The sequence below is a fragment of the Azohydromonas sp. genome (assembly GCF_035325925.1).
Lineage (GTDB): Bacteria > Pseudomonadota > Gammaproteobacteria > Burkholderiales > Burkholderiaceae_C > Calidifontimicrobium.
The window spans coordinates 50,484-74,659 of sequence record NZ_DAOKZA010000016.1 but is presented as its reverse complement, the minus strand read 5'-3'; the positions used below and the strand labels follow the sequence as shown (position 1 = coordinate 74,659).

At 74.8% G+C, this 24,176-nt stretch carries 26 protein-coding genes and 1 riboswitch; of the genes, 15 read left to right on the top strand and 11 right to left on the bottom strand.

Annotated features, from left to right (window positions below; genetic code table 11):
* Both PKC53_RS08325 and PKC53_RS08320 read left to right on the top strand, forming a co-directional pair.
* Positions 1-2,273, top strand: a 2,273-nt coding sequence (locus tag PKC53_RS08325) for an ATP-binding protein (protein ID WP_324428002.1), incomplete at its 5' end; no start/stop codon positions are given.
* Positions 2,270-3,088 carry a PhnD/SsuA/transferrin family substrate-binding protein gene (locus tag PKC53_RS08320; protein WP_324428001.1) on the top strand — a complete coding sequence of 273 codons (819 nt, stop codon included), beginning with the start codon at positions 2,270-2,272 and terminating at the stop codon, positions 3,086-3,088. The genes PKC53_RS08325 and PKC53_RS08320, both read left to right, overlap by 4 nt.
* Here PKC53_RS08320 and PKC53_RS08315 read toward each other — a convergent pair.
* Complete coding sequence (locus PKC53_RS08315; protein ID WP_324428000.1) at positions 3,052-3,897, bottom strand: HAD-IIB family hydrolase; 846 nt, start codon at positions 3,895-3,897, stop codon at positions 3,052-3,054. The two genes, PKC53_RS08320 and PKC53_RS08315, sit on opposite strands and share 37 nt — an antisense overlap.
* A 79-nt stretch (positions 3,898-3,976) precedes the next feature.
* A riboswitch (S-adenosyl-L-homocysteine riboswitch) is annotated at positions 3,977-4,072 on the top strand.
* Positions 4,073-4,150: 78 nt separating this feature from the next.
* On the opposite strand from PKC53_RS08315, the gene ahcY reads away from it, so the two are divergent.
* The 4 genes from ahcY to metF are packed head-to-tail and all read left to right on the top strand — an operon-like array spanning position 4,151 to position 8,018.
* Complete coding sequence (gene ahcY / locus PKC53_RS08310) at positions 4,151-5,584, top strand: adenosylhomocysteinase (RefSeq protein WP_324427999.1); 1,434 nt, start codon at positions 4,151-4,153, stop codon at positions 5,582-5,584.
* Between the two features lie 47 nt (positions 5,585-5,631).
* Positions 5,632-6,390: a 2-dehydropantoate 2-reductase N-terminal domain-containing protein gene (locus PKC53_RS08305; RefSeq protein WP_324427998.1), complete on the top strand. Its 759-nt coding sequence runs from the start codon at positions 5,632-5,634 to the stop codon at positions 6,388-6,390.
* A 6-nt stretch (positions 6,391-6,396) separates the two neighbouring features.
* The gene (locus tag PKC53_RS08300; RefSeq protein WP_324427997.1) at positions 6,397-7,170 is read left to right on the top strand and encodes a TlyA family RNA methyltransferase; all 774 of its coding nucleotides are present in this window, start codon (positions 6,397-6,399) and stop codon (positions 7,168-7,170) included.
* Complete coding sequence (metF, locus tag PKC53_RS08295) at positions 7,167-8,018, top strand: methylenetetrahydrofolate reductase [NAD(P)H] (RefSeq protein ID WP_324427996.1); 852 nt, start codon at positions 7,167-7,169, stop codon at positions 8,016-8,018. Before PKC53_RS08300 ends, metF begins: the two co-directional genes overlap by 4 nt.
* Before the next feature lie 3 nt (positions 8,019-8,021).
* Here metF and PKC53_RS08290 read toward each other — a convergent pair whose 3' ends face one another.
* Positions 8,022-8,621: a 5-formyltetrahydrofolate cyclo-ligase gene (locus PKC53_RS08290; RefSeq protein ID WP_324427995.1), complete on the bottom strand. Its 600-nt coding sequence runs from the start codon at positions 8,619-8,621 to the stop codon at positions 8,022-8,024.
* 30 nt (positions 8,622-8,651) lie between these two features.
* Positions 8,652-9,011 (bottom strand): DUF2917 domain-containing protein, encoded by a 360-nt coding sequence (locus PKC53_RS08285; protein ID WP_324427994.1) that lies wholly within the window; start codon positions 9,009-9,011, stop codon positions 8,652-8,654.
* A gap of 97 nt (positions 9,012-9,108) precedes the next feature.
* Here PKC53_RS08285 and PKC53_RS08280 point away from each other — a divergent pair, with 97 nt between their 5' ends.
* The 3 genes from PKC53_RS08280 to PKC53_RS08270 all read left to right on the top strand — a co-directional run bounded on the left by PKC53_RS08280 (position 9,109) and on the right by PKC53_RS08270 (position 13,254).
* Positions 9,109-10,071 (top strand): LysR substrate-binding domain-containing protein, encoded by a 963-nt coding sequence (locus PKC53_RS08280; RefSeq protein ID WP_324427993.1) that lies wholly within the window; start codon positions 9,109-9,111, stop codon positions 10,069-10,071.
* A gap of 191 nt (positions 10,072-10,262) precedes the next feature.
* A complete protein-coding gene (locus PKC53_RS08275; RefSeq protein ID WP_324427992.1) occupies positions 10,263-12,281 on the top strand; it encodes a lytic transglycosylase domain-containing protein in 2,019 nt (672 codons plus the stop codon).
* A gap of 13 nt (positions 12,282-12,294) precedes the next feature.
* Positions 12,295-13,254, top strand: a complete 960-nt coding sequence (locus tag PKC53_RS08270; RefSeq protein ID WP_324427991.1) for a complex I NDUFA9 subunit family protein — start codon at positions 12,295-12,297, stop codon at positions 13,252-13,254.
* On the opposite strand, the gene PKC53_RS08265 is transcribed toward PKC53_RS08270, so the two are convergent.
* Positions 13,188-13,526, bottom strand: a complete 339-nt coding sequence (locus PKC53_RS08265) for a hypothetical protein (protein ID WP_324427990.1) — start codon at positions 13,524-13,526, stop codon at positions 13,188-13,190. The two genes, PKC53_RS08270 and PKC53_RS08265, sit on opposite strands and share 67 nt — an antisense overlap.
* 263 nt (positions 13,527-13,789) lie before the next feature.
* Between PKC53_RS08265 and PKC53_RS08260 the strand changes: the two genes are divergently transcribed.
* Positions 13,790-15,016 (top strand): multifunctional CCA addition/repair protein, encoded by a 1,227-nt coding sequence (locus PKC53_RS08260; protein ID WP_324427989.1) that lies wholly within the window; start codon positions 13,790-13,792, stop codon positions 15,014-15,016.
* A gap of 95 nt (positions 15,017-15,111) precedes the next feature.
* Complete coding sequence (locus PKC53_RS08255; protein WP_324427988.1) at positions 15,112-15,486, top strand: hypothetical protein; 375 nt, start codon at positions 15,112-15,114, stop codon at positions 15,484-15,486.
* 10 nt (positions 15,487-15,496) lie between these two features.
* On the opposite strand, the gene PKC53_RS08250 is transcribed toward PKC53_RS08255, so the two are convergent.
* The gene (locus PKC53_RS08250) at positions 15,497-15,688 is read right to left on the bottom strand and encodes a DUF2905 domain-containing protein (protein WP_324427987.1); all 192 of its coding nucleotides are present in this window, start codon (positions 15,686-15,688) and stop codon (positions 15,497-15,499) included.
* A gap of 9 nt (positions 15,689-15,697) precedes the next feature.
* Positions 15,698-16,795, bottom strand: coding sequence for an SAM-dependent methyltransferase (locus PKC53_RS08245; protein ID WP_324427986.1), 1,098 nt, complete (start codon positions 16,793-16,795; stop codon positions 15,698-15,700).
* 22 nt (positions 16,796-16,817) lie between these two features.
* Here PKC53_RS08245 and PKC53_RS08240 point away from each other — a divergent pair, with 22 nt between their 5' ends.
* The 3 genes from PKC53_RS08240 to ttcA are packed head-to-tail and all read left to right on the top strand — an operon-like array spanning position 16,818 to position 18,881.
* Entirely contained in the window at positions 16,818-17,579 is a 762-nt protein-coding gene (locus tag PKC53_RS08240) for an SDR family oxidoreductase (RefSeq protein WP_324427985.1), read from the top strand.
* Complete coding sequence (locus PKC53_RS08235) at positions 17,576-17,974, top strand: dihydroneopterin aldolase (protein ID WP_324427984.1); 399 nt, start codon at positions 17,576-17,578, stop codon at positions 17,972-17,974. Before PKC53_RS08240 ends, PKC53_RS08235 begins: the two co-directional genes overlap by 4 nt.
* Positions 17,955-18,881 carry a tRNA 2-thiocytidine(32) synthetase TtcA gene (gene ttcA / locus PKC53_RS08230; RefSeq protein ID WP_324427983.1) on the top strand — a complete coding sequence of 309 codons (927 nt, stop codon included), beginning with the start codon at positions 17,955-17,957 and terminating at the stop codon, positions 18,879-18,881. The genes PKC53_RS08235 and ttcA overlap by 20 nt, the downstream gene beginning before the upstream one ends.
* A 40-nt stretch (positions 18,882-18,921) precedes the next feature.
* Here ttcA and PKC53_RS08225 read toward each other — a convergent pair whose 3' ends face one another.
* Positions 18,922-19,824, bottom strand: coding sequence for a DUF6279 family lipoprotein (locus PKC53_RS08225; RefSeq protein WP_324427982.1), 903 nt, complete (start codon positions 19,822-19,824; stop codon positions 18,922-18,924).
* Between PKC53_RS08225 and glmU the strand changes: the two genes are divergently transcribed.
* The gene (gene glmU / locus PKC53_RS08220; RefSeq protein WP_324427981.1) at positions 19,823-21,223 is read left to right on the top strand and encodes a bifunctional UDP-N-acetylglucosamine diphosphorylase/glucosamine-1-phosphate N-acetyltransferase GlmU; all 1,401 of its coding nucleotides are present in this window, start codon (positions 19,823-19,825) and stop codon (positions 21,221-21,223) included. The two genes, PKC53_RS08225 and glmU, sit on opposite strands and share 2 nt — an antisense overlap.
* On the opposite strand, the gene PKC53_RS08215 is transcribed toward glmU, so the two are convergent.
* Genes PKC53_RS08215 through PKC53_RS08200 form a run of 4 tightly spaced genes read right to left on the bottom strand, consistent with a single transcriptional unit; the run spans position 21,224 to position 24,147 of the window.
* Complete coding sequence (locus PKC53_RS08215; RefSeq protein WP_324427980.1) at positions 21,224-21,961, bottom strand: uracil-DNA glycosylase; 738 nt, start codon at positions 21,959-21,961, stop codon at positions 21,224-21,226.
* Positions 21,951-22,463, bottom strand: coding sequence for a ribosomal protein S18-alanine N-acetyltransferase (rimI, locus tag PKC53_RS08210; RefSeq protein WP_324427979.1), 513 nt, complete (start codon positions 22,461-22,463; stop codon positions 21,951-21,953). Before rimI ends, PKC53_RS08215 begins: the two co-directional genes overlap by 11 nt.
* The gene (tsaB, locus tag PKC53_RS08205) at positions 22,460-23,188 is read right to left on the bottom strand and encodes a tRNA (adenosine(37)-N6)-threonylcarbamoyltransferase complex dimerization subunit type 1 TsaB (protein ID WP_324427978.1); all 729 of its coding nucleotides are present in this window, start codon (positions 23,186-23,188) and stop codon (positions 22,460-22,462) included. Before tsaB ends, rimI begins: the two co-directional genes overlap by 4 nt.
* Positions 23,185-24,147, bottom strand: a complete 963-nt coding sequence (locus PKC53_RS08200) for a DMT family transporter (protein WP_324427977.1) — start codon at positions 24,145-24,147, stop codon at positions 23,185-23,187. Before PKC53_RS08200 ends, tsaB begins: the two co-directional genes overlap by 4 nt.
* Between the last annotated feature and the right edge of the window lie 29 nt (positions 24,148-24,176).

Genomic DNA, 24,176 nt, shown 5'->3' with positions numbered 1-24,176 from the left:
CGATGCTCCGCTCCCTGCGCGCCCAGCTGCTGCTCGGCACCTTCGTGGTGCTGACCGCGACGCTGGCGCTGATGGCCTGGAGCGCACTGCGCCTGATGGACCAGGCGCTGCAGGACCGATTCGCGGCCGAAGCCGAACTCGCGCGGCCGCTGCTGGCGGCGGCGCTGGCGCCGCTGCTGGTCACGCGCGACTACGCGACGCTGACCGACGTCGTGCGCGACAGCGTCAGCGGCCAGGGGCTCGCGCACCTGAGCGTGTTCGACACGCAGCAGCGACGCGTCGCGCACCACGACGACCCCGCGGCGATCGAGCGGCTGAGCGTGTCGATGCCGCTGGCGCTCGAGGGCCAGGTGCTGGGTCGTGTCGACATCGGCATCCGCACCGATGCGCAGGTCCGTGCACGCGAGGCGCTGCTGCGTCACGAAGTGCTGATCGGCGTCGCGCTGCTGCTCGGTGCGATGCTGCTGCTCGCCGGATTGGCGACCTGGCTCACACGCGGGCTGCGTCGGCTGGCCGTGGCCAGCGAACGTGTCGCCGCCGGCGCCACGCCCGACGCGCTGCCCGGCAGCTCGGTGCGCGAGGTGCACCGCGTCGGCGAGGCCTTCAACCGCATGGCGCTCGCGGTGCAGCAGCAGGTGCACACGCTGCGCGAGCGCGAGGCCTACCTCAGCTCGGTGCTCGACACGTTGGCCGAGGGGCTGGTCGTCGTCGCGGCGCAGGAGCGGCGTGTGCTGTACGTCAACGAGGCCGCCGCGCGGCTGTACGGCGTGTCGGCCGTCGAGTACACGGTGGCGCTGGCCGAGCGCTATGGCTGGACTGTGCGCCACCCCGACGGCCGGCCGATGCCGCCCGACGAGCGCCCGCTGGCCACCGTGCTGGCCACCGGGCGGCCGCTGCGTGACCAGCTGGTGCAGCTCGTCGCCGCCGACGGCCGGGTGCGCTGGCTGTCGAACAACGTCACCGCGTTGTTCCACAACGGCGAGGACCGACCCTACGCCGCGGTGTCGACGCTCAACGACGTGACCGATCGCGTGTACGCCGAACAGCACCTGCGCGCGCTGAACGAACAGCTCGAACGACGCGTGCTCGAGCGCACCGCCGAGCTCGAGCAGGCCAAGGACGTGGCCGAGCGCGCGAGCCACGCGAAGAGCGAGTTCCTGTCGCGCATGAGCCACGAGTTGCGCACGCCGCTCAACGCGATCCTCGGCTTCGCGCAGCTGCTCGGCCTGGCGCGCCCGCCGCTGCCCGAGGCCGAAGCGAAGAAGGTGCAGCAGATCGAGTCCGCCGGCTGGCACCTGCTCGAGCTGATCAACGAGGTGCTCGACCTATCGCGCATCGAGGCCGGCGCGATGACGATGTCGCCCGAGCCGCTGGAGCTGGCGCCGGTGATCGCCGAGGCGCTGGCGCTGGTCGAGCCGCAGGCCGCCGAGCGGGGCATCGCGCTGCGCCGCCACGGCGTCGACGCCGCCGGGCTGTGGGTGCGCGCCGACCGCCGCCGCCTGCTCCAGGTGCTGGGCAACCTGCTATCGAACGCGGTCAAATACAACCGCGCGCAGGGCGCGGTCACGGTGACGGCGCACCGGCGCGCGCAGCGCGTGGTCGTCACGGTGGCCGATACCGGGCGCGGCTTCACCGCCGAGCAGCTCGAGAGGCTGTACCAGCCGTTCACGCGCTTCGAGGGCGAGGGCGAGGCGATCCCCGGCACCGGCATCGGGCTGGTCATCACGCGCCGGCTGGTCGAGCTGATGGACGGCTCGCTGCAGGTCGAGTCGACGCACGGCGCGGGCACGCTGTTCAGCTTCGAGCTGCCGGCCATCGCGCCGGCGGCCGGTGGCCCGTCGCCCGAGGCGCCGCGTGCGCCGAGCCTGCCGGCCGGCGGCGACGACGCGATGCGCGTGCTGTACGTCGAGGACAACCCGTCGAACGTGACGCTGTTCGAGCAGGTGCTGTCGCTGCGCCCCGGCGTGCGCGTCAGCGTCGCGCGCGACGGACTCGCGGGGCTGGCGATGGCGCGCGCGCAGCGCCCCGACGTCGCCGTCGTCGACATCGACCTGCCGGGCATCGACGGGCTCGAGCTGGCGCGCCGCCTGCGCGCCGACCCGGCGATGCGCGCGCTGCCGCTGATCGCGCTGAGCGCCAACGCGATGCCCGCCGACGTCGAGCAGGCGCGCCGCGCCGGCTTCGACGCCTACCTGACCAAGCCGCTGGACGTCGCGCAGCTGCTCGCCGAGATCGAGCGACTGCGTCCGGCCGAGCCGGCGCACGCACGATGAGGCGCCGCCGCGCGCTGGGCCTGCTCGCCGCCGCGGCACTGCCGCGTGCGCGCGCCGCCGACGCGCCGCTGCGCGTCGGTCTGCCGCCGTTCCTGCCGGCGTCGACGATGCTCGCGACCTTCCGGCCGCTGCGCGAGCACCTGGCGCGCACGCTGCAGCGCCCGGTCGAGATGTACACCGCGCGCGACCTCGACACCCACGTGCGTTCGATGCGCAGCGATCCGCTCGACCTGTCGCTGGTGCCGCCGCACGTCGCGCGGCTGGCGGCGAGCGAATGGGGCTTTGCCGTCGTCGCCGCGACGCTGCAGTCGACCACGGTGCTGATCGTCGTGCACCGCGACAGCACGCTGCGCGAGGTGGCGGACCTGAAGGGCCGCGCGCTGGCGGTGTTCGACCGCGTCGCGATGCCGCATGCCGTGGCGCGGCAGTGGCTGGCGGCGCAGCGAATCGACCCGCAGCGCGACCTGCGCTTCGTGCCCTGGGTGTCGGTGAGCAACGCGATGCACGCGCTGGCGCGCGGCGACGTCGCCGCGGTGGTGCTCGCCGCGTCGCAGCTCGACGCGTTGGACGCCGAGGCCGCGGGCGCGGTGCGCGTGCTGGCCGAGGCCGGCACGATGCCCGGGCCAATGTACGTCGCGCGCCCCGGGCTGCCGGCGGCGCAGGTCGATTCGCTGCGGCGCGCGATGCTCGCCTTCGCGCCCGACCCCGCGCTGCCGGCGACGGTGGCCAACACGCGGTTGCAGGCGCCCGACGCCGCGGCGCTGGCCGCGCTCGACGCCTACGTCGCGCCGCTGCGCGACGAGCTGTCGCGCTGAACCCCGGCGCGCGCGGCCAGCAGCGCCATCGCGACCTCGGCGAATCCCTGCCCGCGCTCGCCGCGCGCCAGGCAGCGCGGGCGCACGCGCAGCTGCGGCAGGAAGCGCGCCAGGTTGGCCACGCCGACCGACAGCGGCACGTGTTCGAACATCAGCTGGTCGTTGGTCGAGTCGCCGACGTAGACCCAGCGCGCCGCGTCGAACGGGCGCCCGAGCGCGGCCTCGACGGCCCAGCGTGCACCGCTGAGCTTGGTGTGCTCGCCGATCCAGCCGTTGACGTGGATCGAGCTGACGGTGGCGTGCAGGCCGTGGCGGCGCATCACCGCGACCACCGCGTCGACCTGCGCCGCGTCGAGGTGGGCGAACTCGCCGTGGTCGACGGCGATGTCGGTGCGCCGCCCGGCGCTGTCGCGCGCCAGCACGCTGCCCGGCACCTCGCGCAGCACGGCCTCGGCGCACGCGCGCAGGCGCTTGACGTTGGCGTCGCGCGTCGCGTCGTCCTGCGCGAACTCGAGCCGCAGCGCGCCGCCGACGCGCCGCCACATCGCGCCGCCGTTCTCGGCGACGACCGCGGCCAGTGGCTCGGCGCGCGCCAGCGGCTCGCTCCAGCCCACCGGCCGTCCGGTGACCGCGATCACCGGCACGCCGGCGTCGGCGAGCGCGCGAAGCGCCTGCCGCGCCGCCGGCTCGACCGCGCCGTCGGCGGTCAGCGTGTCGTCGACGTCGGTGAGCACGCCGTCGAGCGTGCGCCACTGCGCCGCCGGCACGGTCGCCAGCGGCAGCAGCGTATCGTCGGTCGGCAAGGGCATCGCGGCAGTCTCCCACAGCGGCGCGGGCCATCGCGCCGGGGGCCGACGCGCACGCCGGCGCGCTGCTACACTGCGCGCCGTTTCCGAGGAGCGTTGCAAGGCCCGGCCGCACCCGCGGCGCCGGCCCCAGGCTCGGAGTGTCGGACGACCGACATCGCAACGGCGCTCACCCGCACCGAGTCTGCGCGTGGGTGAGCCTGCCAAGGCGCGCGGCCCGGTGGTTTTCCAGCCCGTGAACCCCGGAGACCCGCCGATGAACGCCGTCATCAAGCCCCTGCACGACAAGGACCATGCCGTGGCCGACCTGTCGCTCGCCGACTGGGGCCGCAAGGAGATCCGCATCGCCGAGACCGAGATGCCCGGCCTGATGGCGATCCGCGACGAGTACGCCGCCGGCCAGCCGCTGAACGGCGCGCGCATCACCGGCAGCCTGCACATGACGATCCAGACCGCAGTGCTCGTCGAGACGCTGCAGGCGCTGGGCGCGCAGGTGCGCTGGGCCAGCTGCAACATCTTCAGCACGCAGGACCACGCCGCCGCCGCGCTGGCCGCGCAGGGCACGCCGGTGTTCGCCTACAAGGGCGAGACGCTGGCCGACTACTGGGACTACACGCACCGCATCTTCGAGTTCGGGCCGAGGGGCGTCGAGCACGAAGGCCCGAACATGATCCTCGACGACGGCGGCGACGCGACGCTGCTGATGCACCTGGGCAAGCGCGCCGAGAAGGACGCGTCGCTGCTGGCGAACCCCGGCAGCGAGGAGGAGCGCGTGCTGTTCGCCGCGATCCGCGCGAAGCTGGCCGAGGACCCGACCTGGTACAGCCGCAAGAGCGCGCAGATCGTCGGCGTCACCGAGGAGACGACCACCGGCGTCAACCGCCTCAAGCAGATGGCCGCGCGCGGCGAGCTGATGTTCCGCGCGATCAACGTCAACGACAGCGTCACGAAGAGCAAGTTCGACAACCTGTACGGCTGCCGCGAGTCGCTGGTCGACGGCATCAAGCGCGCCACCGACGTGATGGTCGCCGGCAAGATCGCCGTCGTGGCTGGCTACGGCGACGTCGGCAAGGGTTCGGCGCAGGCGCTGCGCGCGCTGTCGGCGCAGGTGTGGATCACCGAGATCGACCCGATCTGCGCGCTGCAGGCGGCGATGGAGGGCTACCGCGTCGTGACCATGGACTACGCCTGCGACAAGGCCGACATCTTCGTCACCGCCACCGGCAACAAGGACGTCGTCACGTTCGAGCACATGGCGAAGATGAAGGACCAGGCGATCGTCTGCAACATCGGCCACTTCGACAACGAGATCGACGTCGCGTCGCTGAAGCAGTACCAGTGGGAGAACATCAAGCCGCAGGTCGACCACGTGATCTTCCCCGACGGCAAGCGCATCATCCTGCTCGCCAAGGGGCGCCTGGTGAACCTGGGCTGCGCCACCGGCCACCCGAGCTACGTGATGTCGAGCTCGTTCGCGAACCAGACGATCGCGCAGATCGAGCTGTTCACGCACGCCGACTACTACGAGGTCGGCAAGGTGTACACGCTGCCCAAGCACCTTGACGAGAAGGTCGCGCGGCTGCAGCTGGCCAAGCTCGGCGCGATGCTCACCGAGCTGACCGAAGAGCAGGCGGGCTACCTCGGCGTGCCCCGCCAGGGTCCGTACAAGCCCGACACGTACCGCTACTGACGGCGCGGCGGCCACGGCCGCCGGCGTCGAGCGACGCGGAGGTCCCCATGCAGATCGTCATCGTCGGCGCCGGCGGCATCGGCGGCTACTTCGGTGCCCGGCTCGCCGCGGCCGGCGAGCCGGTGGCGTTCCTGGCGCGCGGCCGTCACGCACAGGCGCTGCGCGAGCAGGGTCTGCGCGTGACCAGCGCGCTGGGCGACCTGCACCTGCGCGAGGTCGCCGTCGCCGACGACGCGGCCGGGCTGCCGCCGGCCGACCTGGTGCTGTTCGCGGTCAAGCTGCCCGACGCCGAGGCCGCGGCCGCCGCGTTGCCGGCGCTGGTGCGCCCCGGCACGGTCGTGCTGCCGCTGCAGAACGGCGTCGAGGTCGCCGAGCTGCTGGCGCGCCGCGTCGGCGACGACATCCGCCGCGTCGTGTGGGAGAAGTTCGTGTTCCTCGTCGGCCTGAGCGGGCTGACCGCGCTGACCCGGCTGCCGATCGGCGCCACGCGCGCCGACCCGGCGCTGCGCCGCTTGCTGCGCGATGTCATGTCGGAGGCACACGCGCTGGCGTGCGCCGAGGGCGTCGCGCTGGGCGACGACTTCGTCGAGCGTCAGCTCGCCTTCGTCGACACGTTGCCGGCGGGCATGAAGGCATCGATGCTGCACGACCTCGAAGCCGGCCGGGCGCTCGAGCTGCCGTGGCTCGCCGCCGCGGTCGTGCGGCGCAGCGAACGCGCCGGGCTGGCCGCGCCGGCCAACCGCTTCGTCGCCGCGGCGCTCGGCCCGTACGCGAACGGTCGCCCGGCCGGCGAGGCGGGGGGCTGAGCCGAGATGCGCGCCGACCAGCTGCTCGTCGCGCAGGGCCTGGCGCCGACCCGTTCGGCGGCGCAGCGGCTGATCGCGCGCGGCGCGGTGCGCTGGCTGGGCCCGCGGGGGTGGACGGTGCCGCGCAAGGCCGGCGACGAACTGCCCGCCGGCTGCACCGTCGAGGTGGTCGACGACGCCGAGCTGCGCTGGGCGTCGCGCGGCGGGGTCAAGCTCGAAGCCGCGCTGGACGCCACCGGCATCAACGTGCGCGGGCGCACTTGCCTCGACGTCGGCCAGAGCACCGGCGGGTTCACCGACGTGCTGCTCGCGCGCGGCGCGGCGCGCGTGGTCGGCGTCGACGTCGGCCACGGCCAGCTGCTCGCGCGGCTGCGCGCCGACGCCCGCGTGGCGGTGTTCGAGGGCCTGAACGCACGCGCGCTCGACGCCGCCGCGCTCGGCGCCGAGTGGCCCGCCGGCGGCTTCGGCCTCGTCACCGGCGACCTGTCGTTCATCTCGCTGACCCGGGTGCTGGCGGCGCTCGCACCGCTGCAGGCCGCCGACGGCGACCTGCTGCTGCTGGTCAAGCCGCAGTTCGAACTGCAGCCGCGCGACATCGCGCGCGGTGGCCTGGTCAGGGACGCGGCGCTGTACGACCGCGTGCGCGTGCGCATCGAAGCCGCGTGCACCGACGCCGGGCTGGCCGTGCGGCGCTGGTTCGCCAGCGCGCTGCCCGGCGGCGACGGCAACACCGAGTTCTTCGTGTGGGCGCGCCCCGCACGCGCTGGAGACCGACCGTGACGACCGCGCGCAGACCCCCGCTGAGCCTGGAGTTCTTTCCCCCGAAGTCGCCCGAAGGCGAGGCCAGGCTCGCCGACGCTCGGCGCCGGCTGTACGCGCTGCGGCCCGAGTTCTGCTCGGTGACCTACGGCGCCGGCGGCTCGACGCAGGCCGGCACGCTGCAGGCGGTGCAGGCGATCCTCGCCGAAGGCGTCGACGCGGCGCCGCACTTCAGCTGCATCGGCGCCAGCCGCGACTCGATCCGCGCGCAGCTGGCACAGTTCCGCGCCGCCGGCATCCGCCGCATCGTGGCGCTGCGCGGCGACCTGCCCAGCGGCTACGGCGCCCCGGCGCTCGGCGAGTTCGGCCACGCGTCGGACCTGGTGGCGTTCATCCGCGCCGAAACCGGTGCGCACTTCCACGTCGAGGTCGGCGCCTACCCCGAGATGCACCCGCAGGCGCGCACGCCGGCCGACGACCTGCAGGCCTTCGCCACCAAGGTGCGCGCCGGCGCCGACTCGGCGATCACGCAGATGTTCTTCAACGCCGACGCCTACTGGCGCTTCGTCGACGACGTGCGCGCGCTGGGCGTGACGATCCCGATCGTGCCGGGCATCATGCCGATCACCAACGCCAGCGGCATCATCCGGTTCGCCGACAACTGCGGCACCGAGATCCCGCGCTGGATCCGCCTGCGGCTGCAGGGCTTCGGCGACGACGTCGCGTCGATCCGCGCCTTCGGCCTCGACGTGGTCACCGCCCTCGTCGACCGGCTCGCCTGCGCCGGCGTGCCGGGGCTGCACTTCTACACGATGAACCAGGCCGCACCGACGCTGGAGATCTGCCGCCGGGTCGGCCTCGGCGGCTGAGCGTCACTCGTCGCGCTGCCAGGCCACGCCGTCCTCGGTGAGGATCGCGTCGAGCGGCACGTCGTGCGGCTCGGGTCGCAGCCAGGGGATGAAGCCGTGCGCGTAGCCGACGCCCACCGTGGTCGGGCGCGGAGACAGCGCCGCCAGCGTGCGGTCGTAGAAGCCGCCGCCGTAGCCCAGGCGCACGCCGTGCGGGCCGAAGCCGACGCAGGGCACCAGCAGCAGCTGCGGCTCGAAGGCCTCGGTGTCCTTCGGCTTCGGGATGCCGTAGGCGTCGTCCTCCATCGGGCAGCCGGGGTACCAGACGTGGAAGCGCAGCTGGCGGCTGTCGCGGTCGACCACCGGCAGCCCGATGCGGCGCCGAGCGTCGGCCTCGCTCCAGCGGTACAGCGCCGGCAGCGCGTCGAACTCGCCCTTGATCGGCCAGTACGCGCCGATCGTCGTCTCGCGCCGGCCCACCAGCCACACGCGCAACACGTCCTGCAGGTGCATCGCGCGACGATGGCGGTCGACGAGCGCCTGCCGCTCGGCCTGCAGCTGCCGGCGCAGCAGCGCCTTGTCGCGCGAAGGCAGGAACGACGGGGGCGGCGCGGCGTCGGACATCGCCGCATTGTGCCGGGGCGCGCGGCCGCGTCAGCCGGGGCAAGGCGCCGGCGCGCCGGCGCCGGTGCGGGCACGCCAGCGCCGGTGCAGCCAATGCACCCACGACGCGCGGCCCGCCGGCGCGGTCGCGGGGTGGTCGAGCAGTTCGAAGTCGGTGTCGGTCCAGGCCTGCACCAGCCACTCGACGCCGGGCGCGAGGTCCAGCGCGTCGCCGGCGGCCACCCATCGATCGGTGGCCGGCCGCTCGAGGGTGGCGGTCGGCGTGACCCACAGCAGCCCCTGGCGCACCACCAGCCGCCGCGCGCGCGCGGCGCGCCGCAGACGGCGCACCTGCTGGCGCAGCAGGCGGTCGCCGGATTGTTGCGAATCGTGCATCATCGAGGGGTTCATCTTCGGCCTCCGACCGGGTCTCTGTAAGTGAGAATGATCGATGCCGTTGCCCGATCCGTCCAATGAGGGTTCGGTTCGTGATTGATGCTCCAAGCTCATGAATACGACGACTCGTCGACGGCCGCTCGGCATCGGTGCGCTGCGCGCCTTCGACGCCGTCGCGCGACGTCTGAGCTTTCGCGCCGCCGGCGAGGAACTGCACCTGACGCAGTCGGCGATCAGCCGGCAGATCCGCGCGCTCGAGGACGAACTCGGCGCGGCGCTGTTCCAGCGCGGCACGCGCCACGTCGAGCTGACGCCGGCCGGGCAGCAACTGCGGCGCGCGCTCGAACCGATGCTGCAGCGGCTCGACGCAACGGTGCGCCAGATCCGCGTGGCGCGCGGGCGACGCCGGGTCAGCGTCTCGACCTTCGCGTCGTTCGCGTCGCTGTGGCTGCTGCCGCGGCTGCCGTCGTTCCAGCAGGAGCACCCGGACATCGACATCCGCGTGTCGGCCACCGACGCGCTGGCCGACCTCGACGACCCCGAACTCGACGTCGTGCTGCGCTACTGCCACCCCGACGATGCCCCCGCCGGCGCGCGCCGGCTGTTCGGCGAGGTGCTCGGCCCGGTGGTCGGCGCGTCGCTCGCCGATCAGGTGCGGCGCGGCCGCGCCCCGCCGCTCGAGCGGCCGGACGATCTCGCACGACACACGCTGCTCGAGGAGGAGGATCGCCGTGCCAGCGGCGAGTTCGTCAGCTGGCGCCACTGGCTGCAGCGTCAGGGCGTGCCGACGCTCGAACCGGCGCGCTGGGTGGTGCTCGACTACACCTACCAGCAGATCCAAGCGGCGCTGGCCGGGCAGGGGGTCGCGTTGGCGCGCCTGGCGATGGTCGACGAGCCGCTGCAGCGCGGCGACCTCGTCGAGCCGTTCGGGACGGCCGCACGCACCGGGTCGCCGTACGCGTACTGGCTGGCGCGCGGCGCCGCGGCCGCCGACCGACCCGAACTGCGTGACTTCGAGCAGTGGCTGCTGGCACAGGCACAACGCTCGCGCGCGGCGCTCGGCGAGGCGCAGTGAGTCTCCCCGAGGGGGTCGACTCGTCTTGGGGCGGCCCGGCGACGACTGCGGGCCCCCGGGGCCGGCCTGCACCCGGCCCACCCCCCGAGGGGGTCGACTCGTCTTGGGGCGGCCCGGCGACGACTCGAGGCACCTTGTGGCGTGGCTTTTCCCACGACGGCGTTCCCGGCGCACTGCGCACAATCGGCCGCATGGCCGAACCTGCGCCGCCCACGCCACGACCGCCTCGCCCCGCACGCTGGCGCCGCGCGTCGATCGCCGCGCTCGTGTCGTCGCTGCTGGCTGCCGGCAGCGCCGGCGCGCAGGGCCACGGCGCCGACGCGCTGGTGCTCGAGGCGCGCGAGGCCTGGCGCCGGGGCGACGCCCCGCGCCTGGAAGCGCTGCACGAGCGTGTCGACGCGGCCGGGCACCCCCTCGCCCCCTGGGTCGACTACTGGGCGCTGAGCCGCCGGCTGCGCGACACCGGCGCCGGCGAGGTCGAGGCCTTCTACGCACGCCGCAGCGGCAGCTACGTCGAGGACCGTCTGCGCAACGACTGGCTGCTCGAGCTCGGCCGTCGCCGCGACTGGGCACGGTTCGAGCGCGAACTGCCGCGCTTTCGCATGAACGACGACCGCGAGGTCCACTGCCACGCGCTGTCGGCCGCGCACGCGCGTGGTGTCGACGTCGGCGACCGCGCGCGCGCCGCGTGGCTGGCGCAGCGCGACGCCGACGACGGCTGCCAGCTGCTGGCGCGCACGCTGCTTGCCGACGGCGTGTTCACGGCCGACGACGTGTGGCGCAAGGTGCGGCTGGCCGTCGAGCAGTCGCGCGCCGCCGCGGCGCGCCAGGCACTGGCGCTGCTCGACCCCGCGCCGGCGCTGCCGACCGGCTGGTGGGACCGCCCCGAGCGGTTGCTCGCGCGGGTGCCTGCGTCGCGCCGCGGTGACCGGCTCGACGAACTGGCCGTCGCGCGGCTCGCGGCGATCGACGCCGACCGCGCGGCGCAGGCGCTGGAAGCGGGGCCGGCGTCGCGGCTGCCCGCCGGGTCCGCCGCCTGGGCCTGGGGCCAGGTCGCACGCTGGAGCGCGATCGAACGCGCGCCGCAGGCGCTCGAGCGCTACGCGCGCGCCCAGGCACTGGCGCGCCGCGGCGGTGACATGGGCTCGGACGACGCGCTCGCCTGGCAGGTGCGCGCGGCGTTGCGCGAGGCGACCCCGCAGTGGGCCACGGTGCGCGACGCGATCGACGCGATGCCCGAGACGATGCGCGCCGATGCCGCCTGGGTCTACTGGCGCGCCCGCGCCGAACTGGCGCTGGCCCCCGACGGCGACGCCGGCGTTGCCGCACGGGCTGCGGCGCGCGCGGCGCTGGCCGGCATCGCCACGCAGATGCACTTCTACGGCAAGCTCGCCGCCGAGGAACTCGACCGGCCGCTGGCGCTGCCGCCGCGCCCGCGACCGCCGTCGGCCGACGAACGCGCGGCCGCGCGCCGGCATGCCGGGCTGGCGCGGGCGCTGCACGCGTTCGCGCTGGGGTTGCGCAGCGAGGGCGTGCGCGAGTGGAACTTCTCGCTGCTCGGCATGGACGACCGCGAGCTGCTCGCCGCCGCCGATCTGGCCTGCGAGCGCGAGGTGTGGGACCGCTGCATCCACACCAGCGAGCGCACGCGCAGCGAGATCGACGTCGGGCAGCGGTTTCCGCTGCCGTACCGCGAGCAGGTGCTCGCACGCGCGGACGCCAGCGGCGTCGACGCGGCCTACGTCTACGGGCTGATCCGCCAGGAGTCGCGTTTCGTCACCGACGCGCGCTCGCACGCCGGAGCGTCCGGCCTGATGCAGGTGATGCCGGCCACGGCACGGTCGGTGGCACGGCGGCTCGGGATGGCGTTCACGCCACGCATGCTCGACGATCTGGAGACCAACCTGACGCTGGGCACCGGTTACCTGCGCCAGGTGCTCGACGACTTCGACGGCTCGGCGGCGCTGGCCGCTGCCGCCTACAACGCCGGCCCGGGCCGGCCGCGGCGCTGGCGCGACGGCCCCGAGGTCGAGACCGCGATCTGGGCCGAGAGCATCCCGTTCGGCGAAACTCGCGACTACGTCAAGAAGGTGCTGTCGAACGCCGCGTACTATGCGGCGCGGCTCGCCGACCGGCCACCGTCGCTGCGCGCGCTGCTGGGTGCGCGCATCGGCGCGGCGGCGGCCGAGTCCGGCGGCCTCGAACCCTGACCACGCCATGTCGATGAACAACGTCCTGCTGCTCGGCGGCACCGGCTTCGTCGGACGCGCCACCTGCGCCGAGCTGGTGCAACGCGCCGGCGGCGGCGGCGCCACCGTCGCCGTGGCGACGCGCCGCCTCGCGCACGCACGCGCGATCCAGTCGCTGCCCACCGTCGAGGTCGTCGAGGCCGACGTCGTCGGCGACGCCGGCGCGCTCGACCGCCTGCTGGCCGGGCGCGACGCGGTGGTGCACCTGATCGCCGTGCTGCACGGCGACCAGCGACGCTTCGAGCAGCTGCACGTCGAGTGGCCGCGCCGCCTCGGCGAAGCCTGCCGGCGCGCCGGCGTAAAACGGGTCGTGCACGTCAGCGCGCTCGGCGTGGCCGCCGACGCGCCGTCGATGTACCTGCGCTCCAAGGCCGGCGGCGAGGCGGCGCTCGCGCAGGCCGGGCTCGACCTGACGCTGCTGCGCCCGTCGGTGATCTTCGGCGCCGAGGACCGGCTGCTGAACCTGTTCGCCGCGCTGCAGCGGGTGTTCCCGGTCGTCCCGCTGGCCGGCGCCGACGCGCGTTTCCAGCCGGTGTGGGTGCGCGACGTCGCGCGCGCGATCGTGCGCTGCCTCGAGCAGCCGCGCACCGCGGGACAGACCTACGAATGCGCCGGCCCGCGCGAACTGACGCTGGCCGACCTCGTGCGGCTGGCCGGCCGCCATGCCGGCTGCGAGCGCGCGGTGATCCCGCTGCCGCCGGCACTGGCGGCGCTGCAGGCGCGGGTGATGGAACTGATGCCCGGCGAGCCGCTGATGTCGCGCGACAACCTGCTCTCGATGCAGGTGCCCAGCGTCGCCACCGGCGCCCTGCCCGGCCTGGCCGCGCTGGGCATCGAGCCGGCGTCGCTCGAGGCGGTGGTGCCGACCTACCTGGGCAGCGGCGCCGGACGGGCGCGACTGACGCCGCTGCGCGCACGCGCCCACCGCGGCTGACCCAGCGCGGCCAGCGCACCAGCGGCACCGAGCGCAGCCAGCGAGGTGAGCAGCGCATAGGTCTGCGGTGCGATCGGCGCCGCACGCGGTGCCGGTGCCGACGCGCGCATGGCCAGGCGCCGCGGCACGGGCACCGTGCCGGGTGCGAACGACACGGCGGCGTCGACCTCGTGCACCGCCTCGCGCGCGGCAGCCGTCGCCGGCACGCCGGCGCCGAGCGTGCAGGCCAGCGCGAGCAACGCCACCGCCGACGGGCCCGCACCCCGCTTCACTGCACCCTGCCCAGGTCCCGATCCATGGCGCGAAGACTAAGCGATCACGCACTTCGCGGCGTGCCACGACCCCCCCTGGGTGCGGGGGCGACGATGCACCGGTGCCACGCCGGCGTGCGACGCCGCCGTCGCGTCCGCAGCGCCGCCGCGCGTCCGGCGCTGCCGATCCGCCGCCGCGGCCCCACCTTCGAGGCGCAGGCGCCGAAGGCGCTTCGGGCGGGTGGTTCGCGTCGGCCGTCGGTGCGGCACTAGACTGCGTCGCCATGCGCTCGTACATCGTCGGCGGAGCCGTGCGCGACCGCCTGCTCGGCCGCCACGGCGGCGACGTCGACCACGTCGTCGTCGGTGCGACCCCGCAGCAGATGCTCGCCGCCGGCTTCCGCCCGGTCGGACGCGACTTCCCGGTGTTCCTGCACCCGCACAGCGGCGAGGAGTACGCGCTGGCGCGCACCGAGCGCAAGGTCGCGCGCGGCTACCACGGCTTCGAGTTCCACGCCGACCCGTCGGTGACGCTCGAGCAGGACCTGGCGCGGCGCGACCTGACGATCAACGCGATGGCGCTCGACCCCGGCAGCGGCGAGATCGTCGACCCCTTCGGCGGGCGACGCGACCTGGCGCTGCGCGTGCTGCGCCACGTCTCCGACGCCTTCGCCGAGGACCCGGTGCGCATCCTGCGCGTCGCGCGTTTCGCCGCGCGCTTCCACGACTTCACGATCGCGCCCGAGACCCTGGTGCTGATGCGCCGGTTGGTCGACGCCGGCGAGGTCGACGCGCTGGTGCCAGAGCGCGTGTGGCAGGAGCTGTCGCGCGGGCTCATGGAGGCACGGCCGGCGCGCCTGTTCGAGGTGCTGCGCGACTGCGGCGCGCTGGCCGTGCTGCTGCCCGAGGTCGACCGGCTGTGGGGCGTGCCGCAGCCGGCCGAGCACCACCCCGAGGTCGACTGCGGCGAGCACCTGCTGCTCGTGCTCGATGTCGCCGCACGCCTCGACGCGCCGCTGCCGGTGCGCTGGGCCTGCGTCGGCCACGATCTCGGCAAGGGCACGACGCCGCCCGGCGAGTGGCCGCGCCACCTCGGGCACGAGGCGCGCAGCGTGCGGCTCGTCGAGGCGATCGGCCGGCGGCTGAGGGTGCCCACCGACTGCCACGAGCTCGCCGTGCTCGCCGCGCGTGAGCATGGTCACGTGCACGCCAGCGGCGCGCTCGGCGCCGAGGCGCTGCTGCGTCTGCTCGAGCGCGGCGACGCGCTGCGCCGGCCGGCGCGCTTCGAGCAGTTGCTGCTGGCCTGCGAGTGCGACGCACGCGGCCGCGCCGGTTTCGAGCAGCGGCCCTACGCGCCGCGCGAGCGGCTGCGCCGCGCGCTCGCGGTGGCGCGCGGCGTCGACACGGCCGCCGTCGCGGCCCTGGCGGCCGGCGGCGGCCGCCAGGGCCGCGAGGTGGGCGAGGCGATCCGCCGCGCCCGCGTGCAGGCGCTGCGCGACGCGGGGTTCTGAGGCCGCGCCGCGCGCACCGCGGTGCGCCGCGCTACGCTCACGCCGTCGCGCCGCCGCACCGACCCCGGCGGCGTGGCGGCGACGCAGGAGGACGCATGCGCCTGGCCGAGGGCATCCGCAAGCACGGGTTCCGCAAGTGGTACGAACGCGAGCTGCTCGGCAGCCACGGCTGGATGGTGCTGACCTTCCTGTGCACCATCGGCATCCTCGGCGCCTTCGAGGCGCTGGGCGACAGCCGCGGCGACGCGCGGCTGGGCAACCTCGCGGCGATCATCATCTGCGCGGGCGTGGGCATCGTCGCGCTGCGCCGCTACCTGTACCTGCTGCTGCACGCCGAGCGCGTCGCCAACCAGGCGGTGTGCGCGCAGTGCCAGACCTACGGTCGGCTCGAGGTGGTCGACGCGCCGCGCGCCGCGCCGCTGCAGGTGCGCTGCCGCGCCTGCGCGCACGAGTGGACGATCGAAGACTGAAGCGCCGGCGTCAGATCAGCGCGCCGATGCCCATCGCGATCAGGCTCAGCAGCAGGCTGCTGGCCAGCGGCACGTACCAGTCGCGCCCGCCGAGACGGAAGCTGAAGTCGCCCGGCAGCCGCCCCAGGCCGATGCGTTCGAGCCAGCCGCGCAGCCCGTTGAACAGCACGAACGCGAGCAGGAACACGATCAGCCAGCGCACGGCGTGCCCCTACAGCGTGTGCGTGCGGTCGCCGGCGGCGAAGCCCAGCGGCGCGTCGCCGACGCCGCGCCCGAACGCGAGCGCCTTGAACAGCTCGCCCATCTCGTGCTCGGCGATCAGCCGGTGGGCGTGCGCGCGCTCGCGCGCGTCGGCGTCGGCCAGCAGCGCCGGCAGCCCGCAGTTGATCAGGAACCGCCCCTGCGACGTGTAGCCCAGCACCTCGGCGCCGGCGTCCTGCGCGGCCAGCGCGATGCCGGTGAAGTCGACGTGCGCGGTGATGTCCTTGTCGCCGACGTCGGCCAGCGCGTCGGTGTCGGCGCGGTGCGCGCGGTGGCACATCAGCGTGCCGCCGATGCGCTGCGGGTGGTAGTACTCGGCCTCGGGGAAACCGTAGTCGACGAACAGCGCCGCGCCGCGCTCGAGCCGCTCGGCCAGCGTGGCGACGAAGGCGCGCGCGCGGGGGTGGATCTCGGTCACCGTGCCGGCGACGAAGCCGGACTGCCGCGGCGGACGCAGCGGGGTGGGGCGGTCGGCCCAGGTGAAGCCACGGCCGTCGTCGGCGACGCCGCGCTCGCACCAGTGCGCGCCGTCCCAGCGCAGCAGTTGCACCGGCATCGCGTCGAGCACCTCGTTGCCGAGCAGCACGCCGTGGAAGCGCTCGGGCAGCCGGTCGAGCCACTCGACGCGCGCGCCGAAGCGCCGCAGCCGTTCGTGCTGGCGCGCGCGCAGCGCCCCCGACAGGTCGACGATCGCGTAGCGGCGCACGCGCTCGCCGAGCGCGTCGAGCAGTTGCGCCGCCAGCGCCCCCGAGCCGGCGCCGAACTCCCACACCGTGTCGGCACCGGCCTCGTCGAGCCACTGCGCGAGCTGTCGTGCCAGCGCGCGGGCGAACCACGGCGACATCTCGGGCGCAGTGACGAAGTCGCTGCCCGATCCGGGCAGCCAGCCGAACTGCCGCGCGTCGCGTGCGTAGTAGCCCAGCCCCGGCGCGTACAGCGCCAGGTCCATGAAGCGGTCGAAGCCGATCCAGCCGCCGGCGTCGGCGATGTGCCGGCGGATCAGCTGCACCAGGGGCGTCGATACACTGGCGGCTGGTTGCACTGGCATCGCGGCATTGTAGGAAGCACCCATGGGCCATCGCCCCGTCGTCCTGGTCACCGGCAGCGCGCGGCGCCTCGGCCGCGAGATCGCGCTGCACCTGGCGCACCACGGCCGCGACGTCGCGCTGCACCACCACCGCTCGGACGCCGGCGCGACGCTGTCCGACGCGCGCGCCGCGGGCGCCGACGCCGCCGCCTTCGCCGCCGACCTCGCCGACGAGGCGGCGTGCGCCGCGCTGGTGCCGGCCGTCGTCGCGCGCTTCGGCCGCCTCGACGCGGTGGTCAACAACGCGTCGCTGTTCGAGCCCGACCGCGTCGACGACTTCGGCTACGCGGCGATGGAACGCCACTGGCGCGCCAACACCGCGCCGGCGATCGTGCTCGCGCGCGCGCTGCACGCACACCGGCGCGAGCGCGGCGCCGCCGAGCCGGGCTGCGTCGTCAACCTGCTCGACCAGAAGCTGTGGAATCCGAACCCCGACTGCCTGTCGTACACGCTGTCGAAGGCGGCGCTCGAGTGCGCGACGACGCTGCTCGCGCAGGCGCTGGCGCCGCAGGTGCGCGTGTGCGGCGTCGCGCCGGGACTCACGCTGGGCAGCGCGCAGATCGACGACGCCAAGCTCGCGCGCCTGCAGTCGCGCGCGCTGCTCGGCTACGGGGCGCGGCCGGCCGACGTCGCACAGGCGGTGCGGTACCTGCTGGATGCGCGCGCGAGCACCGGCACCACGATCCTCGTCGATGCCGGCCAGCACCTGCAGCCGCACGACCGCGACTTCGGCTACCTGCCATGACCTCACCGCGACACGCCCACCCGTCCGCGCTGCGCCGGCTGTCGGTCGACCGGCTGCGCGTGATGGCCAGCGTCGGCATCCTCGACCACGAGCTGACCGCGCGCCAGCCGCTGCTGGTCAGCGTGCGCGTCGAGCAGCACGGCGCCGACCTCGTGCCCGCGGCCGACGACGTGCACCACGTGCTCGACTACCGCCACCTGCGCGACGCGGTGCTCGAGGAAACCGGCGCCGGCCACGTGAACATGCTCGAGACGCTGGCCGGGCGCATCGCGCAGCGCCTGCTCGCGCGGCGCAGCGTCAAGCGCGTGCAGGTGCGCATCACCAAGCCGAACATCTTTCCGGATTGCGACGGAGCCTCCGTCGACATCGACGTCCATGCCGCCGTACCCGACTGACACCGCCGCCGCCACCGTCGCCGCCGACCCGCGCCGCGCCGCGTTCGAGCTGCGCAAGCTCGACAAGCGCCTGCACCGCCAGGTCGGCCAGGCGATCGCCGACTACCGCATGATCGAGGCCGGCGACAAGGTCATGGTCTGCGTCTCGGGCGGCAAGGACAGCTTCGCGCTGCTCGACATCCTGCTCGCGCTGCGCCGGCGCGCGCCGGTGGCGTTCGACGTCGTCGCCGTCAACCTCGACCAGAAGCAGCCGGGCTTTCCGGCCGACGTGCTGCCCGACTACCTGCGCTCGCAGGGCGTGCCGTTCCACATCGAGACGCAGGACACGTATTCGATCGTCAAGCGACTGATCCCCGAGGGGCAGACGATGTGCAGCCTGTGCTCGCGGCTGCGCCGCGGCATCCTGTACCGCGTCGCCAGCGAGCTGGGCGCGACCAAGATCGCGCTCGGCCACCACCGCGACGACATGCTGCAGACGCTGCTGATGAACATGTTCTTCGGCAGCCGCCTCAAGGGCATGCCGCCGAAGCTGGTCAGCGACGACGGCCGCCACGTCGTGATCCGCCCGCTGGCCTACGTCGCCGAGGTCGACCTCGAGCGCTGGGCCATGCACCGGCGCTACCCGGTGATCCCGTGCAGCCTGTGCGGCAGCCAGCCCAACCTGCAGCGCGCGCAGATCAAGCAGATGCTGCGCGACTGGGACCGGCGTTTCCCGGGGCGCATCGACAACATGTTCAGCGCGCTGGCCCACGTCGTGCCGTCGCACCTGATGGACAAGCGGCTGTACCCGTTCGAGACGCTGCAGCGCACCGGCGTGCCCGACCCCGACGGCGACATCGCGTTCGACGACGACGAGACCTGCGCGGCGCCGGCAGCGCCGGCGGTACGGCTCGCGCGCGACGCCTGAGCGGGCCGCGTCAGGCCGGCCTCGGCCGGCGCCGCGGCACTCAGCCGCCGCTGGCCATCAGCACGCGCGCGTCGTCCTCCCACCCACGCAGCTTGGCCGCCGCGCGCTGGCGCTGCGCCGGCGTCGTCAGGTTGTGCAGCGTCGCGAAGGCCGCGCAGTTGTACGCGCGCAGCTCGCGCTGGTGGTCGCGGTACGCGTCGCGCGGCGAGCGGGCGAAACGCTCGACGACGCCGTCGAGCGCCTGGCGCGCACGTGCCGGCGTGCGTTGCTCGGCCGGCAGTGCCTGCATGGCACGCAGCGTCGACAGCAGGTCGTGCTGGCGCTGCAGGCGCTCGGCGAACCAGCGCTCGGCGTCGAAGGGCGAGGCCGCGACCACCTGCGCCAGACGTTCACGCTGCGCGGCGTCGAAGCGGCCGTAGATGTTCTCGAAGCGGTCGAGCGCGCGCTTGAACGACGCCTGGCGACGCGCGTCGGCGTCGCGCTGCAGGAACTCCTCGCGGAAGTCGACGTTGGCCTTGTCGAAGCGCTGTTCCAGGTGCGCCAGCTGCGCCGGGGTCAGCGACACCGCCACGTCGGCGAGCCAGGGCAGCGCCTGGCGCACCCCGGCCTCGCCGCGCTGCGTCAGCGTGTCGACCCAGCGGCAGGCCTGCGCCGCCTGCGCCGGCTCCAGCACCTCGCGCCGCGCCTCGGCGAGCAACATCGCGTACCCCGGCAATTCGTTCGCGCGGTGCCACGCGAACCAGCCGCGCAGCGCCTCGCGCACGCGCGGGGCCTGATCCGCGTCGAAGTCGAAGTAGCCGTCGAGCCACCAGAACGCCAGGTCGTGACCCTGGTTGTAACCCAGCCGCAAGGCGCTGCAACCCGTCACGGCCAGCGCCAGCACGAGCGCGGCCGCGGCGGCGAGCCACCGGATAATCCGCGCGCTGAACAAGGACGTCTGCATGGGGCACAACACCGTCATCCTCGCCGCCGGCCGCGGCACGCGCATGAAGTCGCAGCGGCCCAAGGTGCTGCACCGCCTGGCGGGACGAGCCCTATTGCAGCATGTTCTGGACGCCGCCGCCGGCGTGCCCGCGTTACGCACCGTGGTCGTCACCGGCCACGGCGCCGACGAGGTCGAGGCCGCGGTGGCCGCCAGCGGCTGCGTGTGCGTGCGCCAGATGCCGCAGCTGGGCACCGGGCACGCGGTGCAGCAGGCGGCGCCTGCGCTCGACCCCGCCGCCGCGACGACGCTGATCCTCAACGGCGACGTGCCGCTGGTGACCACCGCCACCGCGCGCGCGCTGCTCGACGCCTGCGGCGGCGAACGGCTGGTGCTGCTGACGATGACACCGGCCGACCCGCACGGCTACGGGCGCGTCGTGCGCGACGCCACCGGCGAGCGCGTGCTGGCGATCGTCGAAGAGAAGGACGCGACGCCGGCGCAGCGCGCGATCGGCGAGGTCTACACCGGCATGATGGCCGCGCCCACCGCGGCGCTCGGGCGCTGGCTGGCGCGCCTGGGCAACGACAATGCGCAGCGCGAGTACTACCTGACCGACATCGTCGCGATGGCGGTGGCCGACGGCGTGCCGGTGGCCGGCATCGCGGTGGTCGACGAGACCGAGGCGCTGGGCGTCAACAGCCCGCAGCAGCTCGCCGACCTCGAGCGCCGGCTGCAGCGCCGCCAGGCCGACGCGCTGATGACCGCCGGCGTGCGACTGGCCGACCCGGCGCGTTTCGACCTGCGCGGCACGCTCGAGTGCGGCGCCGACGTCGAGATCGACGTCGGCTGCGTGTTCGAGGGCCGCGTCGTGCTCGGCGACGGCGTGCGGGTCGGGCCGCACTGCGTGCTGCGCGACACGACGGTGGCCGCCGGCGCGCGCATCGACGCCTTCAGCCACCTCGAGGGCGCCAGCGTCGGCACCGAGGCGCGCGTCGGCCCATACGCGCGGCTGCGCCCCGGTGCGGTGCTCGGCGACGAGGTGCACGTCGGCAACTTCGTCGAGGTGAAGAACTCGACGCTGGCGCGCGGCGCCAAGGCGAACCACCTCGCCTACCTCGGCGACGCGACGGTCGGTGAACGCGTCAACTACGGCGCGGGCAGCATCACCGCGAACTACGACGGCGCCTTCAAGCACCGCACCGTGATCGGCGACGACGTGCACATCGGCTCGAACTGCGTGCTGATCGCACCGGTGGTGGTCGGCGAAGGCGCGACGATCGGCGGCGGATCGACGATCGTGCGCCAGGCCCCCGCCGGCCAGCTGACGATCGCGCGCGCGAAGCAGGTCACGATCGCCGGCTGGCAGCGCCCGCGCAGGCCCGGCAAGCCGGGCGGCAGCGCATCCGGCGGCGGCTGATCAGCCGCCGCGGCGCGCCAGCGTCTCGGCGGCCAGGCACAGGTCGTCCCAGGCCTTGGCCTTGTCGGCCGGCTGGCGCAGCAGGTACGCCGGGTGGTAGGTGACGACCAGCGGCACGCCCCGGTAGGCGTGCACGCGCCCGCGCAGCCGCCCGATCGGCTCGTCGGTGCGCAGCAGCGACTGCACCGCGAAGCGCCCCATCGCCAGCAGGATGCGCGGCTGCACCAGCTGGATCTGGCGCACGAGGAACGGCTCGCAGCGCGCCAGTTCGTCGGGCTGCGGGTTGCGGTTGCCGGGCGGGCGGCACTTCAGCGTGTTGGCGATGTAGACCTGACGCTCGGGCGGGCCGGGCTCGCGCGTGAGGTCGAGCGCGGCCAGCATCGCGTCGAGCAGCCGGCCGGCCGGGCCGACGAAGGGTTCGCCCAACAGGTCCTCCTGCTCGCCCGGCGCCTCGCCGACGATCATCCATTGCGCGCGCTCGTTGCCGACGCCGAACACGGTCTGGCGCCGCCGCTCGCACAGCGCGCAGGCGCGGCACTGCGCCACCGCCTCGCGCAGCGCCGGCCACGACAGCGTGTCGAGCGCCGACGCCACCGGCGCGGCGTCGGGCGCGGCAGGCGGCGAGGCGACCGGCGCGGCGGAGGCCGCCGGGTCGCCGGAGCGGGCCGCGTCGTCGTCGGGCCACCACGGCCCGATGCCCATCTCGCGCAGCATCGCGCGCTGGCGTTCAGTCGGCATCGCCAGGCCCCAGCGCGGCGCTGGACGCGTCCAGCGACAGGCTCATCAGCACCGCGTCCTCGCGCCGCCCGGCCGCCGCCGGGTAGTAGCCGCGCCGCCGGCCGACCGCGACGAAGCCGTAGCGCCGGTACAGCGACTGCGCGCGCACGTTGCTGTCGCGCACCTCGAGCCACAGCGTGCGCACGCCACGCTCGCGGGCCCGGCGCGCGAGCGCGTCGAGCATGTGCCGCGCGTGGCCGAGGCGCCGGTGCGCCGGCGCCACCGCGATGTTGAGCAGGTGCATCTCGTCGACGCCGGGCATCGCGATGAAGTAGCCGATCAGCTCGCCTTCGGCGCTGCGCAGCACCTCGGCGAGGTGGCCGGCGACCAGCGAGTCGACGACGTTGCCCCGTGTCCACGGGTAGCTGTAGGCGCTGAGCTCGACGGACATCACCTCGTCGACCTCGTCGAGCCGCATCGGCGCCAGCGTCGGCGCCGCGTCGGGTTGCGGCAGCGCGTTCATCGCCCGACGGGCCGGACGGCAGCGCGCTCGGCGGTGGTCAGCGCGACCTTGTCGCGCAGGTACAGCGGCAGCGCGTCGGCGGCGTCGACCGCGGCGCCGTCGCGCCACGCCGCCCGGGCCAGGCGCAGCAGCGCGACAGCTCGCCCGGGCAGGTCGGGCCACACCGCCGTGGCCGCGGTCAGGCCGAGCCGCTCGCCGAACGCTGCCAGCGCCGAGCCGGCCACCGCCGCCGGCGGATCGGTGCGCCAGCGCTCGGACAGCGCCGGCAGCGTCCACAGCGCCGGCGGGTCGGCCGCGTGCCAGCGCGTGCCGTCGTGGCAGTAGCGCGCGGCGTAGACCTCGTCCATGCGCGCGTCCATCGCCACCCACAGGTCGTCGCCGGCGCCCTGCGCGCGCGCGGCCTCGGCGACGACGAGCAGGCTGTCCAGCGGCAGCGCGGGCCGCCCCAGCCCCAGCGCCAGCCCCTGCGCCACCGCGCACGCGGTGCGCAGCCCCGTGAAGGCGCCGGGCCCGCGCGCGTACGCGATCGCGTCCAGCTCGCGCAGCGCCATGCCGGCGCGCCCGAGCAGCTCGTGCAGCGCCGGCAGAAGCCGCGCCGACGCCCGCGCGCCGCCTTCCTCGTCGAGCGTGAACCCGCCTTGCGGCGACTGCAGCGCCAGCACCAGGCGCTCGGTCGAGCTGTCGATCGCGACGAGCTTCGCGTCCACCGCCGGTGCCCCGTTCATCGCGTCGCCGCCAGCGCGCGCGGCGTTGCCGGCGCGGCGGCGCCGCGCAGCCCGACGAACAGCCCCAGCGTGACGCAGGCCAGCCCGGCCAGCGCGTGCGCGCCCAGCGGCTCGCCGAGCAATGCCAGCGCCGACAGCGCCGCGATGCCCGGCACCAGCGCGGTGACCATCGTCGTGCGCACCGGGCCGAAGGTGCGCACCGCGTAGGTGAACGCGACGCCGGCCACCAGCATCGCCAGCCCGCCCTGGTACAGCGCCTGCAGCGCGATCTCGGTGGCCGGCGCGTCGCCGAGCGCGCTCGGCCACCAGCGCAGCGCCGCGCCCACCGCGTACAGCGGCACGAAGCTCGCGAGGCAGCCCACTGCGATGGCCATCGTCGCCGGCACCGCGTCGACCTGCCAGCGCCGGCACAGCACCGTGTACAGGCTCCAGCTCACCGCCGCGCCGAGGAACAGCAGGTCGCCCTTCCAGGTGCCGTCGCCGTCGAAGGCGCGCCACAGGCTCGCGCCGCCGACCAGCAGGTCGCCGGCGACGATCAGCGCCAGCCCGGCCAGGCGCTGCGGCGTCAGGCGCTCGTGCAGCAGCCACAGCGCGGCGAGCGCGGTCCACAGGGGCAGCGAGCCGGGCATCAGCACCGCCGCGTGCGCCGCCGGCGCGAAGAAGAAGCCGCTGTACGCCAGCGTGCAGTAGCCCACGCCGGCGGTGCCGGCCAGCGCGGCGATGCGGCCCCACGACAGACCCGACAGCGGGCGCACGCCGCGCCGCGCCTGCACGCCGAGCACGGCGAGCACCACCAGCCCCGAGAACACGAAGCGCAGGAACGCGATGTCCAGCGGCAGCAGTGTGCGCTGCGCGCTGAAGCGCGCGATGACGATGAACGACGACCAGATCAGCAGCACCGCCACGGCGCAGGCCGCGCCGATCCACGGCGCACGCGCGGGCGGTGGCAGCAGCGACATGGCGGCCAGTGTAGCCGTGCGATCATCGC